General features: G+C 41.9%; 15 protein-coding genes. All 15 read right to left on the bottom strand.

Annotated elements, in window-relative coordinates; all coding sequences use genetic code 11:
• Nucleotides 1-38 precede the first annotated feature (38 nt).
• The 15 genes from ABE613_RS09055 to ABE613_RS08985 all read right to left on the bottom strand — a co-directional run bounded on the left by ABE613_RS09055 (nucleotide 39) and on the right by ABE613_RS08985 (nucleotide 14,631).
• Nucleotides 39-194, bottom strand: a complete 156-nt coding sequence (locus ABE613_RS09055; protein ID WP_235231930.1) for a hypothetical protein — start codon at nucleotides 192-194, stop codon at nucleotides 39-41.
• On the bottom strand, nucleotides 178-2,268 hold the full coding sequence (locus ABE613_RS09050; protein ID WP_235231931.1) for a glycoside hydrolase family 13 protein: 2,091 nt from the start codon (nucleotides 2,266-2,268) through the stop codon (nucleotides 178-180). Before ABE613_RS09050 ends, ABE613_RS09055 begins: the two co-directional genes overlap by 17 nt.
• 35 nt (nucleotides 2,269-2,303) lie before the next feature.
• On the bottom strand, nucleotides 2,304-4,151 hold the full coding sequence (ftsH, locus tag ABE613_RS09045) for an ATP-dependent zinc metalloprotease FtsH (RefSeq protein WP_347376198.1): 1,848 nt from the start codon (nucleotides 4,149-4,151) through the stop codon (nucleotides 2,304-2,306).
• Nucleotides 4,152-4,167: 16 nt separating this feature from the next.
• Nucleotides 4,168-4,695 (bottom strand): hypoxanthine phosphoribosyltransferase, encoded by a 528-nt coding sequence (gene hpt, locus ABE613_RS09040; RefSeq protein WP_347376197.1) that lies wholly within the window; start codon nucleotides 4,693-4,695, stop codon nucleotides 4,168-4,170.
• Entirely contained in the window at nucleotides 4,679-6,049 is a 1,371-nt protein-coding gene (gene tilS / locus ABE613_RS09035) for a tRNA lysidine(34) synthetase TilS (RefSeq protein WP_347376196.1), read from the bottom strand. Before tilS ends, hpt begins: the two co-directional genes overlap by 17 nt.
• A 73-nt stretch (nucleotides 6,050-6,122) precedes the next feature.
• Complete coding sequence (locus ABE613_RS09030) at nucleotides 6,123-7,526, bottom strand: SpoIIE family protein phosphatase (RefSeq protein ID WP_235231935.1); 1,404 nt, start codon at nucleotides 7,524-7,526, stop codon at nucleotides 6,123-6,125.
• A 75-nt stretch (nucleotides 7,527-7,601) separates the two neighbouring features.
• Nucleotides 7,602-7,925, bottom strand: a complete 324-nt coding sequence (locus ABE613_RS09025) for a septum formation initiator family protein (RefSeq protein ID WP_235231936.1) — start codon at nucleotides 7,923-7,925, stop codon at nucleotides 7,602-7,604.
• Between the two features lie 86 nt (nucleotides 7,926-8,011).
• On the bottom strand, nucleotides 8,012-8,344 hold the full coding sequence (yabQ, locus tag ABE613_RS09020) for a spore cortex biosynthesis protein YabQ (protein ID WP_235231937.1): 333 nt from the start codon (nucleotides 8,342-8,344) through the stop codon (nucleotides 8,012-8,014).
• Nucleotides 8,345-8,348: 4 nt separating this feature from the next.
• The gene (gene yabP / locus ABE613_RS09015) at nucleotides 8,349-8,633 is read right to left on the bottom strand and encodes a sporulation protein YabP (protein WP_235231938.1); all 285 of its coding nucleotides are present in this window, start codon (nucleotides 8,631-8,633) and stop codon (nucleotides 8,349-8,351) included.
• A 49-nt stretch (nucleotides 8,634-8,682) separates the two neighbouring features.
• Nucleotides 8,683-8,922, bottom strand: a complete 240-nt coding sequence (locus tag ABE613_RS09010) for an RNA-binding S4 domain-containing protein (RefSeq protein WP_235231939.1) — start codon at nucleotides 8,920-8,922, stop codon at nucleotides 8,683-8,685.
• 149 nt (nucleotides 8,923-9,071) lie between these two features.
• Nucleotides 9,072-9,380 (bottom strand): non-specific DNA-binding protein Hbs, encoded by a 309-nt coding sequence (hbs, locus tag ABE613_RS09005; RefSeq protein ID WP_328282588.1) that lies wholly within the window; start codon nucleotides 9,378-9,380, stop codon nucleotides 9,072-9,074.
• Between the two features lie 156 nt (nucleotides 9,381-9,536).
• Nucleotides 9,537-11,267, bottom strand: a complete 1,731-nt coding sequence (locus ABE613_RS09000) for a phospho-sugar mutase (protein WP_235231941.1) — start codon at nucleotides 11,265-11,267, stop codon at nucleotides 9,537-9,539.
• A gap of 44 nt (nucleotides 11,268-11,311) precedes the next feature.
• Nucleotides 11,312-12,355: a YutH/CotS family kinase-like spore coat protein gene (locus ABE613_RS08995; RefSeq protein WP_235231942.1), complete on the bottom strand. Its 1,044-nt coding sequence runs from the start codon at nucleotides 12,353-12,355 to the stop codon at nucleotides 11,312-11,314.
• A 73-nt stretch (nucleotides 12,356-12,428) separates the two neighbouring features.
• The gene (locus ABE613_RS08990) at nucleotides 12,429-13,748 is read right to left on the bottom strand and encodes a CCA tRNA nucleotidyltransferase (RefSeq protein WP_347376206.1); all 1,320 of its coding nucleotides are present in this window, start codon (nucleotides 13,746-13,748) and stop codon (nucleotides 12,429-12,431) included.
• 115 nt (nucleotides 13,749-13,863) lie between these two features.
• Nucleotides 13,864-14,631: an REP-associated tyrosine transposase gene (locus ABE613_RS08985; RefSeq protein WP_235231943.1), complete on the bottom strand. Its 768-nt coding sequence runs from the start codon at nucleotides 14,629-14,631 to the stop codon at nucleotides 13,864-13,866.
• Nucleotides 14,632-14,668 lie beyond the last annotated feature (37 nt).

Below are 14,668 nucleotides of genomic sequence, written 5' to 3'. Positions count from 1 at the left end.
CCAGAGGACGTTTTCCTTTTTCTTCTTATGTTAAGGAATTAATTCAGGTATCCGTATTGTTTTAATGTATCTTTCAAACGTACAACAGTCTCTTCTGGAAGATCTGACAATACAGGTTTGCGTGAATATCCGGCATTGACACCTCGCATCTTAAGACCTTCTTCCCTTTCTTTTCTTCTATAAACTCTTTTCATTACTTTCATTCTGATTTGGGCAAGTCTGCTTATCCATGTCCCTCATACTAAGTACAAGCGCTGAATGTGCACCCATATTGGCCACCACTTCGCCATCTTCTACGAGGAATTCATCATAATTCGTCGAATATCCGTCCAGATAAGAATACATCAACTTCTTCATTCTGCACTTCATCGGAATCTCTGCCTGCCATACCGGCACAGTTACCTGCGCAAGCTCACTGCGGTTATTGATAATAACGATGACCTTGTCTTCTTCCAGAAAACGGCCATATGCCAGAATATTTTCATCCCAATACAGCATATTCAGGGAACCAGTCCTAAGAGCCGGATGTTCTTTGTGAATCCGAATCATCTCTCGATGAAATGCAATCAGCTCCTTATCTTCATGACCCCATGGGTAAGTGCGCCGATTATCAGGATCTGTAAATCCACATACGCCAGCTTCGTCTCCATAATAAACAGTTGGCGCTCCGACCCAGGTCATCTGCATCACAACAGCTTCGCGCATCACTCCAAGATTTACATAATTATTGGCAGCCTTCGGCCCAAGATGTTCAACTCTCCCAACCATGTGATTCGTACGGGTCAGAAATCTGGAATGGTCGTGATTCGACAATTCATTCATCGCAACCTGGAGAGAAGGCGTCAACATATTGGACATATGATGGGAAATGGATGCCACAAAGTTATCTGCATTGCCCAACAGTTCTTCCCGCGATTCATCGCTGTGCTTCTCCATACCCGTCAAAAACCAGGTCACCGGCTCCATAAACGCATCATAGTTCATGACCGTATCCCACTCATCTCCCCGGAGCCATTCACTTGGGTCGCCATAATGCTCCGCAAGAATCAACGCATTTGGATTGGCATTTTTGACGGCTCTGCGGAATTTTTTCCAGAAACGATGATTATAATCATTGCTTCTTCCAAGATCCGCCGCCACATCCAGACGCCATCCGTCTACATTATACGGTGGGGATACCCATTTTCTTCCAATATACAGAATATAGTTTTCTAATTTAACAGAATCTTCGTAATTTAACTTAGGAAGGGTATCATGGCCCCACCAGCCATCATAATTATAATTATACGGCCAATTCTCCGGTTCCTCTTTGAAGAATCGGAAATAGCTCCGGTATGGACTATCCGGCGAAGTATATGCACCAGGTTCATAATCTTCCTGTCCTTCATAGATTCTCTCTCGATCCATCCACTTATTAAAAGAGCCACAATGATTAAAAACGCCGTCAAGAATAATCTTCATTCCCCTCCGGTGAAGTTCTTCCACTAATTTGATGAATAGTTGATTACTGGCTTCCAGATTCTTAATATCCGTTACTCTTTTCTGATATTTTGTCGCCTTTTTATTCTCTGTCACACCATCCGTCAGGACTTCTCCACCATCTTCCACGATCACACCATAATGTGGATCAATATAGTCATAATCCTGAATATCATATTTATGATTCGACGGTGATACAAATAACGGATTAAAATATAGTACTTCTACTCCGAGTTCCTGCAGATAATCCAACTTATTGATCACTCCCTGCAGGTCTCCCCCATAGAATTCCCGTACCCCCATATTGGCCGGATACTTATCCCAGTCAGTTACCTTCTGGCTGTATCCGCCTATATAATAATATTCGTTCGTCTCTACATCATTGGTCTTATCGCCATTATAAAAACGATCCGTAAAAATCTGGTACATCACTGCACCTTTTGCCCAGTCCGGTGTTGAAAATCCCGGCACAATGACAAAATCATAAAATTCTACAATCTCTTTTGCAACTCCACATCTATTATAATAACAGGTCGTATCATCATCCCTGATTTCAAAGCAATAACGGAAAGGTTCTTCATTCAGGCGCCATTTGATCATATAATAATCAAACTCGCCACTGGTACTCTCTTTTTCCATATCATATCCACCGACCGCCGTCATCAGACGCACCCGCACCTTATCATCCTTCGCCGTACGAAAACGTAAAATTACGGTCTCATTTTCCTGCGGTTCCTGTGGAATCACATAGCTTGCAGTCCCATCGCAAAACAACGCTTGTTTTTTCATGCAATCCATTTCCTCTCTCATTCATCATTTTTGTATTATGCTTCTGATACTTCTCCAGTAAATAATGATTCAAATTCTTCTCTTGAGATTTTTTCTTTTTCTAACAACAAGTTTGCACATGCGTGGAGAACATCATCGTATTTGTGGATGATATGTCTGGCTCTTGCATAACATTCATCAATAATACGTTTTACTTCCTGATCGATCACTGTTGCCACACCTTCTCCATATCCACGGGATGTATGGGCAAGATCTCTTCCTATAAACACTTCATCACTGTCATCATCATAATTAATCAATCCAACAGCCTCAGACATACCGAACTTGGTAACCATAGACTTTGCAAGTCCAGTCGCCTGTTTGATATCCTGAGAAGCTCCTGTCGTGATATCATCAAACACTTCTTCTTCTGCTACTCGACCACCCAATGCTACCGTGATATCCTGAAGCATCTTTCCTTTGGTGTTAAACATCTCATCATTTTCCGGCAACGGCATTGTATAGCCACCTGCGCTTCCTGTCGGAATGATCGACACACTATAGACCGGTCCAACATCCGGAAGTACATGGAACAAAATTGCATGGCCGGCTTCATGGAACGCAGTAATTCTCTTCTCTTTATCAGAGATAACACGGCTTTTCTTCTCCACACCGATTCCAACTTTAACAAATGCTTTCTGAATATCTTCCTGCTTCAGATATATCCGATCACTCTTAGCCGCCAGGATTGCCGCTTCATTCAGAAGATTCTCAAGATCTGCCCCCGTGAAACCTGCCGTCGTCTGTGCAATCTGCTTCAGATCAATCTCTTCACTCAATGGTTTGCCCTTGGCATGAACTTTCAGGATCTCTTCTCGTCCTTTGATATCCGGTCTTCCTACCATAACCTTACGGTCAAAACGTCCCGGACGAAGAATTGCCGGGTCAAGAATATCAACACGGTTGGTCGCAGCCATTACAATGATGCCTTCATTCACACCAAAGCCATCCATCTCCACCAGCAGCTGATTTAATGTCTGCTCCCTTTCATCATGGCCTCCGCCCATACCAGTTCCACGGCGTCTTGCCACAGCATCGATCTCATCGATAAATATAATACATGGCGCGTTTTTCTTTGCCTCTTCAAACAGATCCCTCACTCGGGAAGCACCTACTCCGACAAACATTTCCACAAAATCCGAACCAGATATTGTAAAGAACGGTACTCCTGCTTCTCCGGCGACCGCTTTGGCAAGCAATGTTTTTCCAGTTCCCGGAGGGCCGACAAGCAGTACTCCTTTGGGAATTCTAGCTCCTACCTGGATATACTTTTTCGGAGCCTTCAGGAAATCTACAATCTCCTCCAGTTCTTCTTTCTCTTCTTTCAGACCTGCCACCTGCGCAAATGTAATCTTTTTGTCGTTGCCTGTGCTAAGCTTCGCACGACTCTTTCCAAAATTCATCGCTTTGGCATTAGCCCCACCGCCCTGGCGATTCATAAGCGAAAAGATCAGCACAATACCTAAAAGTGTTACCAAAAGCGGCACTAAAGTCGTACCTATCCAACTGTCCTGCGGTACATCCGGCATGGCATAATCAATCTGCTTCTCTTTCAGATAATCCTGAATATCATTCACATCTGACACATACAGCCACTTCACTTCGCCTTCTTCGTCTCCGTGGCTCTTCATCTGTATCTCTACTCTTCCAGTTGGAACATTCTTATTCTGTGTAATCGTAACAGATTCTACATCCTCACTTACAACCAGGCGTTCAAACTGTTTCCAGGATATCTCTTTTTCTTTCTGATCAACTTGATTGGTGAACCAGAATGCCGCAAATAAAAATACGACAAACATCAGAACAGTCGCACCGCTCAGTCCTCTCGTCCTTTTATCGTTCAATGTTTAAAGCCCCTTTCTACTCCACTCCTTCTACAACTCCGATGTAAGGCAGGTTTCTATATTTCTGTGCATAATCCAGACCATATCCTACGACAAATTCATCCGGGATCTCAAATCCCACATAATTTACCTTTACATCTCTGACTCTGCGGTCAGGTTTATCAAGAAGTGTACACAATCTCATACTTTTTGGATTTCTCTTTTTCAGAATGTCCAGAAGATAATACAGCGTTCTTCCTGAATCAATGATATCCTCTACTACAAGCACATCTTTACCTTCCAATGATTCATCCAGGTCTTTCGCGATCTTTACCACACCGCTGGATGAAGTGCCATCGCCATAACTACTGACACTCATAAAATCCATGGATACTGGCACACTGATTCGTTTTGCCAGTTCACACATGAAGAATACTCCGCCTTTGAGCACGCAGATTAAATGCACCTGCTTACCTGCGTAATCTTCACTGATTTTTTTACCTAATTCTTCGATTCGTTTTGCTACTTCCGCTTCTGGGACCAACACTTTAATGCTCTCTGCCATCTTTTTTTCCTCCATGAAAATGAATTTCCATAATTCTTCTGGTATGTTCAGTTACCTGATATTTCTGATTCTGTCGATACCCGACGATCCACATAATCTCCGATCCGTCAGCTACAAGCCACACTTGATCTCTTTCTTCCCGGGGTATCTTTTCATTCACAAAATACTGCTTTAACTTCTGAGTGTCTCCGTTTTTATCAATCGTGAGATAATCTCCGGGCGCTCTATGCCTTATTTTTACAGTATTTTTTATTATATCATAGTCAAACCATTTCGTGTAGGTTTTTTTCGGAAATATTACTATATCCGACTGTCGTTCAAAGATCCGAAACGTTGCCGGTTCTTCCGCCGATATATCCTCTATCGTATCCACATCTGTAGTCTTTGACAGAACGATCCCTTCATAGCATCGTCTGGCCTGCATGTGGTAGGGAAGATCTACTCTTCGTCCCACCTGCTTTTCGATAAGCTCCATCACCGCCCGGACATGCGCAGATTCTATATCCTTTCGTCTTCCTGCAATCTGACACAGCATCTCATGAATCATATACGCTTGCAACGCCTCGGGAGCTTTCCCGTAAGCTTCTGCATTCAATATTGCCTGATTGCCGTGCACATATCGGATACATTGCCGTGCGTGCCGCCTGGTCTCCTGCTCTACGAATTCACCCAGCTTACGCATCTGTTCCATCGTATCTGCCATATGTTCTACCGTCTGCTGATTAATCTGCTCTTCCAGATATGGGATCACATGACTTCGAATACGATTGCGCGTATAATCGTCTTCCAGATTCGTCTCATCCGTACAATAAGATATTCCCCGTTCTGCAAGATATGATTCAATTTCTTTTCTCTTCAGACATAAAAGCGGCCGCACATATACTCCATCTACCGGCGCAATTCCTCCCATTCCTTTCAGTCCACATCCACGACACAGATTCCAGATCAGTGTCTCTGCATTATCATTCTGATGATGGGCAAGTGCAATCTTCGTTCCGCCACTCTCTTCTAATACCTGTCCAAACCGTATTCGGCGGATATTTCTCCCGGCCTCTTCCAATGTCAGCTTATTCTCCTTAGCATACTTCTTCACATCTTCCCGGAAAATCCGAAGGTCTACCCCCTGTTCCCGGCAGACTTTCTGAACATAATCCGCATCCGCATCCGCGGTCCCTTCCCGAAGGCCATGATGAACATGCACAGCCACAATAGAAAATCCCAATTCCTTCTGTAATTCTATAAGCATGAAAAGAAGGCATATGGAATCTGCTCCTCCCGATACGCCTGTCACCACTTTATCCTCTTTTTCCAGCATGTGATATCTCTGAATATACTCTTTGACCCGCTGATACATCTGTCTATCCTTCTTTAGTCTGCTAATGAATATCTTTAATATATAGAATTTTACTATAAAAAGCAAGTTTTCCTTATAATTTCCACATCCCCACTGCGAGCACCGTCATATCGTCCATCGGCACCTCTCCCGTCCATTCCAGTACCTGCCCCAGAATATGGTGAGCCAGTTCTTTCGGATTCACAATATCGGAATCCTGTATAAAGGTACACATCAACGCTTCCTGCTCTCCCACCGGCAGAGCATCGATTACTCCATCTGTTACCATAATCACATAATCTCCCGACGTCAACTCTTTTGTCTCCACATCAATCTCCAACTCCTGTAAGACACCGACTGGAAGTGTTGTGGAACTAATCTTCTCAACAGAATCTTTCCGCTTGATAAATGTTGTAGAAGCCCCTGCTTTTACAAATTCACAGGTGCCGCTATAGAGATCGAACAGGCATGCATCCACAGTTGAAAACCTCACTTCTTCCCTTCCAATGACCAATGCTGTATTCATCAGCTGAATTGCCGTTCTGACCGGGAACCCTGCTTCTAAGAGTTCCTCCAGCATCTCAACAACCATCGCACTCTCACGAAACGCTTCTTCTCCTGAGCCCATACCGTCTGACAATACAATTCCCTTTTTTCCGCCCGGAAGATCTTTCATCAAAAAGGTGTCACCAGAGATCTTCTCACATCCTTTGCCAATCTTTGCCACACCCTGAAGCGTGTGATATCTGGCGCTTTCAACGCAGGCAATGGTAGAATATTCCTCTCCCACCACCGGACGTTCTCCCTGTCTGGGCATCATTACCCTCCCCATCAGATCTCCAACCAGAGCCGCCAATTCTTTTGTGGCAATGATGTGCCCTTTTGCCGCTTTTACTGTAAGATGAATCTCATACTTTCCTTGCGGCGTGATATAGAACACCGAAGACAACATCTTTGCACCAGCTTTCTTCAAATGGGTTTTCAATCGCTTTTCCAGATGTTCATCTTCAAATATTCCTGCATCAAGTTCTCGGGTAGTATATTGGATCATCTTGGCAAAATACTTCAGCTGCCTGGCGAATCCTTCCCGATTCTGTACGATCTTATGGTTCCACAGCAGAATTTTTTTTGCATTCTCAAATACTTCCAGAGTCTCCCGCAAAAACCGCGGTGCCATAATGCATCGCTTCTGCAGACTTCTTTTCAATTCAATATTCAGCTCTGCTCCATATTCCTCAACCGCACACAATATCTCATATACCATCTGATAGGTATGCACTCGGTTTTCTCCCAGACACCACTCCTTCCTCTCACAGTTCTCGCATACTTTATCCGTAACCTTTTGAAACATTTCTTCAATCTCTTCTTTCGAAAATGTCCCCTTATAATCTTCTAAAGTAAGAAATGTCTTCGACAAATGCATCAATGAATCCGCAAACTTGTCCATCTGGATCACATATGGATTCAAAAAAGGTTCTTTTTCTTTTATTTCCGTCATTCTTTGCTCCCCTTTCAACGGTAAAAAATAAAAAAGCTCTAGGAATTTTGTCTCCTAAAGCTTATCTTCTGTTCATTATTTTGCTTTGAAAATGATCTCATTTTCATGTACAAGACCCAGCTTCTCTTTTGCCACATCTTCTACATATTCATCCGTACCCACGTACTCTTCAAGATCTTCGATTTCTTTCGAACGCGCCTTCTCTTCCTTAATCTGTTCTTCCAGTTCCTGCTCCTGTGCCTGATAAGACTGATCCTTAGCCCTTAATGTCATGCTATTGACGGATATCACCGCAAACAATAGAAAAACAACGGCACATACTGCAAAAACGCTCCTTTTATGGCGCTGCATACTTTTCTTAGTCCGTCTTCTGCGACGTCTTTGCTTCATACCACTCATAATTATTACTCACCCTTACGCCGGCACCCCTGCCAGCAATACTCGCCCGATTAATAATAATATATTAACTTTTTTTGTTTTTTTTATCAAGCTTTTGACTGAAATTCTTTTTTCTTATAAACGTAGATTTTTTTGTGCATCTTTTCCAAACAATTCAAAAAAAACGTCATAAAAACCGCCCCAACCACAACACCTAGTACAAAATACCATCGTATGCTACCATCACTTGTGTGGTAAATCTGCACAAACAAATATATAGCTGCTCCTGTCCAAAAGACTAGATCTTCAGCTTCTACTGCATATCGTCTATGCTTTACAATCTGACGAAAGCAGCTGATACACCGATAGGTAAGACGCACAATGGCACCAGAAAAAACTGCTGCCAGAAATATCATCATCTCTTCTTCAATTCCCGGCATGGCATCACCGGAATAGTTTTGAGAATAGATTTTCCTGATGTTTTCCGTAGCCTTGCACTTCAGAATAAGCGACACTGTCGATATTCCCCGACAGATCCACTTCTCCCTTCTCAAGGCTTAAGCGATTCACATGCAGATCACTGCCTTTTACCATCAACATCCCTTGTTCCGTCTCCAATAATATTTCATTTAAATCAAAGGATAGTACATCAATAACTCCTGTCACCAGACTGGTTTTTCGATTATTGATCACCAGTTTGTGATTTTTTTGTACCGTTCTTTCTTCCATGTGCCTCACAACCTTTCTTAATTATCTTATGAAAGGTTGTTTCTATTTATTACAAATACCGGAACAAGTCTTTCGCTTCTTCTTTCTTCGTAGTCTCCTGGATATCCAGAACTTCCACTTTGACCGTTTTCATTCCAAACTGAATCTCAATGATGTCTCCTGGTTTTACTTTCACCGAAGCTTTTGCCACATTGCCATTGACCAGCACACGACCCGCATCACACGCCTCATTAGCCACCGTTCTTCTCTTAATCAAACGGGATACTTTTAAAAATTTGTCTAATCTCATATTCTCTCCTTCTCCGTATTCCTTCACTTTTCGTATCAGCTCAAAAACCTGATAAGAACAGATTTTCTTATAGAGTAATAAAGGGTATCTCTCAAGCCTTTTACGGCTTTTGAGATACCCTTAATCTTATTCCATATCAGCTCACCGAATTATTCGTTAACAGCGTCCTTTAATGCTTTACCAGCTTTGAATTTTGGTGCTTTGCAAGCATCAATCTTCATTGTCTTACCAGTCTGTGGATTTCTTCCTTCTCTTGCTGCTCTCTTGCTAACTTCGAAAGTTCCGAATCCTACCAACTGAACTTTATGCTCTTTCTTTAATTCTTCTGTTACAACATCGATAAATGCTTTTAATGCTTTCTCAGAATCCTTCTTTGATAATTCTGCCTGGTCAGCGATTGCTGCTACTAATTCTGTTTTGTTCATGGATGATTTCCTCCTCTTGTTTACATATAGAATCCCTTATTTATTTAATTCTACTAATTTAACGCGACTTTCATAACAATTTAAATGAAACGCCTTTAGTTACAGTTATACCTGTTTTCCATGTAAATGTCAAGGTGATTTCTCAGTTTTGCCCCGTATTTTCAGGGTTTTTCACACTTTTTTAATAACTTAAAGCATTGTGTTAATCATGGACAAAACTTCTTCTCCCAGTTTGCTTGATTTTTCATCTGCATCTGCCAGAGATGTGCCCTTTATTCCATAGTAGAATTTTACTTTTGGCTCTGTTCCGGAAGGTCTTACACACAGCCATGCATCATCTGTCAGATCATAATATAATACATTAGACTTTGGAAGGCCAGTAGTAGTTACTTCGCCAGTCGCAATATCTTTGATGGTATCAGCCTGATAATCTCTTGCCTTCAGCACCTTATATCCGCCAACCTCTGTCGGTGGGTTCTTGCGAAGCGTCTCCAGGATCTCCTGAATCTTCTGAAGTCCTTCGATTCCTTTTAACGTAATAGACTGAATGTCGTCTTTATAGTAGCCATATTTATCATACATGTCCACCATTGCATCCCACAGAGTCTTTCCCTGCGTCTTGTAATATGCAGCAGCCTCACACAATGCCATTGTGGCAACAATTGCGTCTTTATCTCTTGCATGAGTTCCGATCAGGCATCCGTAACTTTCTTCAAATCCAAAAAGATAGCTTCCCTTACCTGTGGTCTCGAATTTTAAGATCTGCTGTCCGATGAATTTAAATCCTGTCAGTACTTCAATCAGACCGATATCATATCCCTTCGCGATTGCATCTGCCAGATTGGAGGTAACGATTGTCTTGATCAGATAACCATCATCCGGAAGTCCCTGGAGAGCTTTGCGCTGTCCAATCTCATAATCTGCCAACAGGCAGCCGGACATATTTCCAGTCAATGTATGATAAACGCCATCTTTGTCCTTTACACGCACGCCAAGACGGTCAGCATCCGGGTCTGTAGCAAGTACCAGATCTGCATCTACTTCCCTGGCAAGTTTCAATCCCAGTTCAAATGCTTCCTCTGCTTCTGGATTCGGATAAGAAACTGTTGGGAATTCACCGTCTGGAAGCTCCTGTTCTTTTACTACATATACATTCTCAAATCCCAGTTCCTTCAATATACGTCTTGCAGGGATATTGCCAGTTCCGTGAAGCGGGCTGTATACAATCTTCAGATCCTTTCCGACCGCATCAATAGAATCCTGATGAATTACCTGTTTCTTCAGTTCTGCTATGTATCCATCATCTACATCTGCGCCAATAACCTGATACAGGCCAGCCTTCTTTGCTTCTTCCTGATCCATTGTCTTAACAGTATTGTAATCTACAACAGCCTTTACCTCATCCATAATTCCTTTATCGTGAGGTGGTGTAATCTGTGCGCCATCTTCCCAGTATACTTTGTATCCATTGTATTCCGGTGGATTGTGGCTGGCTGTAATATTGATTCCGGCGATACAGCCCAGAGAACGCACTGCGTAAGACAATTCCGGTGTTGGACGCAAGGATTCAAACACATATGCCTTAATTCCATTTGCCGCCAGGCACAAAGCTGCCTCGTTCGCGAACTCTGGAGACATACGACGAGAATCATAAGCGATTGCTACCCCTTTGCCCTGCTCGCCCTTCTTAATAATATAATTGGCAAGTCCCTGGGTTGCTTTTCTTACAGTATAGATATTCATGCGGTTCGTTCCTGCACCGATAATTCCCCGAAGTCCGGCAGTTCCAAACTCAAGATCTTTGTAAAAACGCTCTTTGATCTCTTTATCATCCTCTGCAATACTCTTTAGTTCCGCTTTTGTAGTTTCATCGAAATATGGATTGCTCAACCACGCTTCATAATTTTCACGATATTCCATTGTCGTACCTCCTGTCCTTAATGATTCTATTATACAACAGGAATCTACAAATGAAAAGAAAATATATCCTCTAAAAATCGCTTCTTTTCTTCTGTCTGCCTAATTGCCAGCTCCAGTTTTTCAATACTCTTCGTGGATATCCATGCTTTATTTGAATGGTAGTATGAATTTGCGATTTTCCAGAATTTTTCCGGATAAATCAACCGAATCTTCAGATACTCCATCTCTGAATCTGTAAGTGGGCGGATTGCTGAATATGCATTCAACATATTATCACCCAGTCTCTCTCTCCACCCATGCTTTTCCATAACTTTACGCAAAAAATAATACAAATCTTCAACTTGGACATCTCGTTTAAATTTTTCAAAGTTCGTTGTAGCAATACCATAGGGCTCTTTTCTATAATTGCCGCTCCCCGAACTCCCATTTGCCAAAAAATTATTTCCTGAGAGCATCAGGACATTATGATAATTGTATTCCCCATGGGTCATACAGCAATTTTCCACACTCTCCTGATAAAGCTTCTCGTAATCTGAGTTCTCCAATTCCTCTAATGCTATCGCCGCCCATTGATACATCTGGTCAAAATATTTTAAAAAGGAGGATTCAAACGCCCCCTTGGGAGAGATGCCACGCACAAATCTTCTTACTTTTTTTAATTCTCGATTATGCCTCAGGTACTCCTCTTCAAGATGTGCACCCGGCATCACACTATGCTCCATCCTATGACACATCAGGGTATGCAGTTTCGCCAGATTCCCCGAAGCTGCCAAAAGCTCTGACGGTTTCTTAATATCACATTCCTGTCCCCGAAACCATAGCTTCAACACATATCTGCTTCCATCTTCCAAGACTGAGAGAAATTCCCCCGTCTTCGTCAGCACAATCCGATCCGTTCGTGTATACCCCTGATTCTGAAGATATTCATGTAACTCATATAACGCAGGAATACGTTTTTTGGACACTTTTACTTCCTTAAGCAACAGAATTCCTTCAACTGTGTCGCATAAAATAGCACCCCTGGTCTTGCGGGTGCCGCTGACTTCAATATCATATTGTTCTAATATACTTTGTTCATACTCCTGCATATCCATCCCCTGCACTCTACATTACATATTCTCTCTAGCGTATGATGCAAAAAGATAAAATATGATTAGGAGCTTATTTAAGTTTTTTTAAAAGTTCGTTTTTTCCATTTAATTCAGGATTCTCTATTACCATTTCCAACAGTTCGTTCAATTTATCTCCGATTTCTTTTCCCGGTTTCATCCCTGCTTCAATCAAATCCTTTCCTGTAACGGCCAGATTTTTTAATGATACACACTGCCCAGTCTCTACTATTTCCTGATACAACTTTTCGATATCATTCAGATTTTTCACTTTTTCTTCTCTCTGATACATACTCTGCGCGAGTATATCTGCACGGCGGACCTCCATATAATATGGGAACAGATCCTCTCCGATTATATTCATTGCACGGCGGACATTCTTAGCCGTTGCAGGCATTCGATAATCATGGTAACGCACCAATTTCGTCACTTTACCAATCGTATTATTGTCAAATTTTAATCTTCTCAATATTGATTTTGCAATAATTTCACTTTCTAGAGCGTGCTTTTTAAAATGCGCCACACCTGCTTCATCCATGGTTTTTAACGCCGGCTTTCCCATATCATGCAGCAACATCGTTAATCGCAGCACCTTATCGGCACGTACATTCTGCAATGCATGTAATGTATGCTCTCCCACATTGTACATATGATGCGGCGTCTCTTGTTCTGTAACCATTAAACGGTCAAATTCCGGCAAAAATATCTTCGTAATACCAAGATCATATGCGTCCCGCAATAACTCTGGCCGCGCCGAAGTGAGCATTTTCACCAACTCCACTTGTATCCGCTCTGCGCTGATATTGTAAAGCGTAGGGGCCAGTTCTTGCATCCCGCACCGCGTCTCCTCCTCTATCGAGAAGCCAAGCTGAGCCGCAAATCGAATTCCCCGAAGAATTCTAAGTGCATCTTCGGAAAAACGTTCCCTCGCATTTCCCACACATCGTATTATTTTTTTATTTAAATCCTCCACACCGCCAAAGATATCCACGAGCCCATCTTTGTCATTGTAAGCCATCGCATTAATCGTAAAATCTCTCCGCAGCAAATCTTCTTTCAGACTTCGCGTAAACGTTACTTCCTTCGGATGACGGCTATCTTCATATTTGCCATCAATTCTATACGTTGTCACTTCATATCCTTCTTTGTCAAGGAGCACCGTGACCGTCCCATGTTCGATTCCAGTGTCAAATGTCTTATGAAACAAAGATTTCGTTTCCTGCGGCATAGCAGACGTTGTAATGTCCCAATCTTCCGGTTCTCTGCCGAGAATCGAATCCCTGACACATCCACCAACAGCATAGGCCTCATATCCATGTCCCTGCAACGTCTCAATAATCATCCTTACATTCGTCGGCAATTGTATATTCAGGTTTCCCACAATCTCATCCTCCCTCACATTCATCTATACACCATCATAACATGGGGACGGGGGTTTTTTCAAATTCCTCCGTCCCAAATTAAAATAACCGTGTCCCTTTTTCATTTTACCCTGTCCCTATTAATCCTCCTCTAATATTTTGCATAATAATCATTACTTTTTTCTGTGATATTTGCAAAACTTTCATTAGTTCTTTTTTATATTCTTTTCTTATCTCCACATAATTAAACAATTCTTCCTCCCGCAAATTATATTTCCACTTGTATTCTGCAAGAATTTCCTTTGCAATTCTCATGTTGTTTTTTTCCATATCCTCATCCACATCGTCAAATATATCCCAACTCTCAAATCTGTGGAATTCAAGGAAATCCTGATTTGTGTGAAACTTTTGATTTACCATCAAAAAAGCCTTCTCATCCAGAATGTCTCGAACTCCTCTGTAAAATTCTGACATACTACTGTATTTATAATCCAACATTTCTTTCACGCTTCCATTTTTCGCCGGATTTCTGTGGATATATCGAAGGCAGTTCCAAAAATAACTTTCCTTTTCTACGCATTGGCTCTTAAATCTGTCCTGAAAAACATATCCAATTCTATGATGTTTATAATTATAATAATGTGCAAATGCGGCTAAGACTTTAGCCATAAATGACGCTAATTCTTTCAAATCAGCTTTGATTAACATATGAAAATGATTTGGCATTATGCAATATGCTAAAATAGCCACCTCATACTCAGAAAGATTCTCTCGAATCAAATTGATGATACGGGTTTTTTCCCCTTTTTCTTTAAAAACCGGCATTTTATTTAATCCACGCACCATTACATGGTACATTCCGGTCGAACTTTCCTGTCTTGCTCTTCTTGGCATTTTTCTCCCTCCTTTGCAAAGAGGGACACCACAAAAC

The organism is Dorea chungnamensis, from assembly GCF_039832125.1.
In the GTDB taxonomy this organism is placed as follows: domain Bacteria; phylum Bacillota; class Clostridia; order Lachnospirales; family Lachnospiraceae; genus JAFBIX01.
The sequence above is the reverse complement of the archived record's forward strand: the minus strand, read 5'-3'. Positions and strand labels throughout refer to the sequence as shown.

Coding starts and splice junctions, on each gene's coding strand:
- ABE613_RS09050 (WP_235231931.1), bottom strand. CDS start 2,268: ATGAAAAAACAAGCGTTGTTTTGCGATGGGACTGCAAGCTATGTGATT.
- ABE613_RS09010 (WP_235231939.1), bottom strand. CDS start 8,922: ATGAGATTAGACAAATTTTTAAAAGTATCCCGTTTGATTAAGAGAAGA.
- tilS (WP_347376196.1), bottom strand. CDS start 6,049: ATGTATCAGCGGGTCAAAGAGTATATTCAGAGATATCACATGCTGGAA.
- yabQ (WP_235231937.1), bottom strand. CDS start 8,344: ATGCCGGGAATTGAAGAAGAGATGATGATATTTCTGGCAGCAGTTTTT.
- ABE613_RS09000 (WP_235231941.1), bottom strand. CDS start 11,267: ATGGAATATCGTGAAAATTATGAAGCGTGGTTGAGCAATCCATATTTC.
- ABE613_RS08985 (WP_235231943.1), bottom strand. CDS start 14,631: ATGCCAAGAAGAGCAAGACAGGAAAGTTCGACCGGAATGTACCATGTA.
- hpt (WP_347376197.1), bottom strand. CDS start 4,695: ATGGCAGAGAGCATTAAAGTGTTGGTCCCAGAAGCGGAAGTAGCAAAA.
- ABE613_RS09030 (WP_235231935.1), bottom strand. CDS start 7,526: ATGACGGAAATAAAAGAAAAAGAACCTTTTTTGAATCCATATGTGATC.
- ABE613_RS08995 (WP_235231942.1), bottom strand. CDS start 12,355: ATGCAGGAGTATGAACAAAGTATATTAGAACAATATGATATTGAAGTC.
- ABE613_RS09025 (WP_235231936.1), bottom strand. CDS start 7,925: ATGAGTGGTATGAAGCAAAGACGTCGCAGAAGACGGACTAAGAAAAGT.
- ABE613_RS09055 (WP_235231930.1), bottom strand. CDS start 194: ATGAAAAGAGTTTATAGAAGAAAAGAAAGGGAAGAAGGTCTTAAGATG.
- yabP (WP_235231938.1), bottom strand. CDS start 8,633: ATGGAAGAAAGAACGGTACAAAAAAATCACAAACTGGTGATCAATAAT.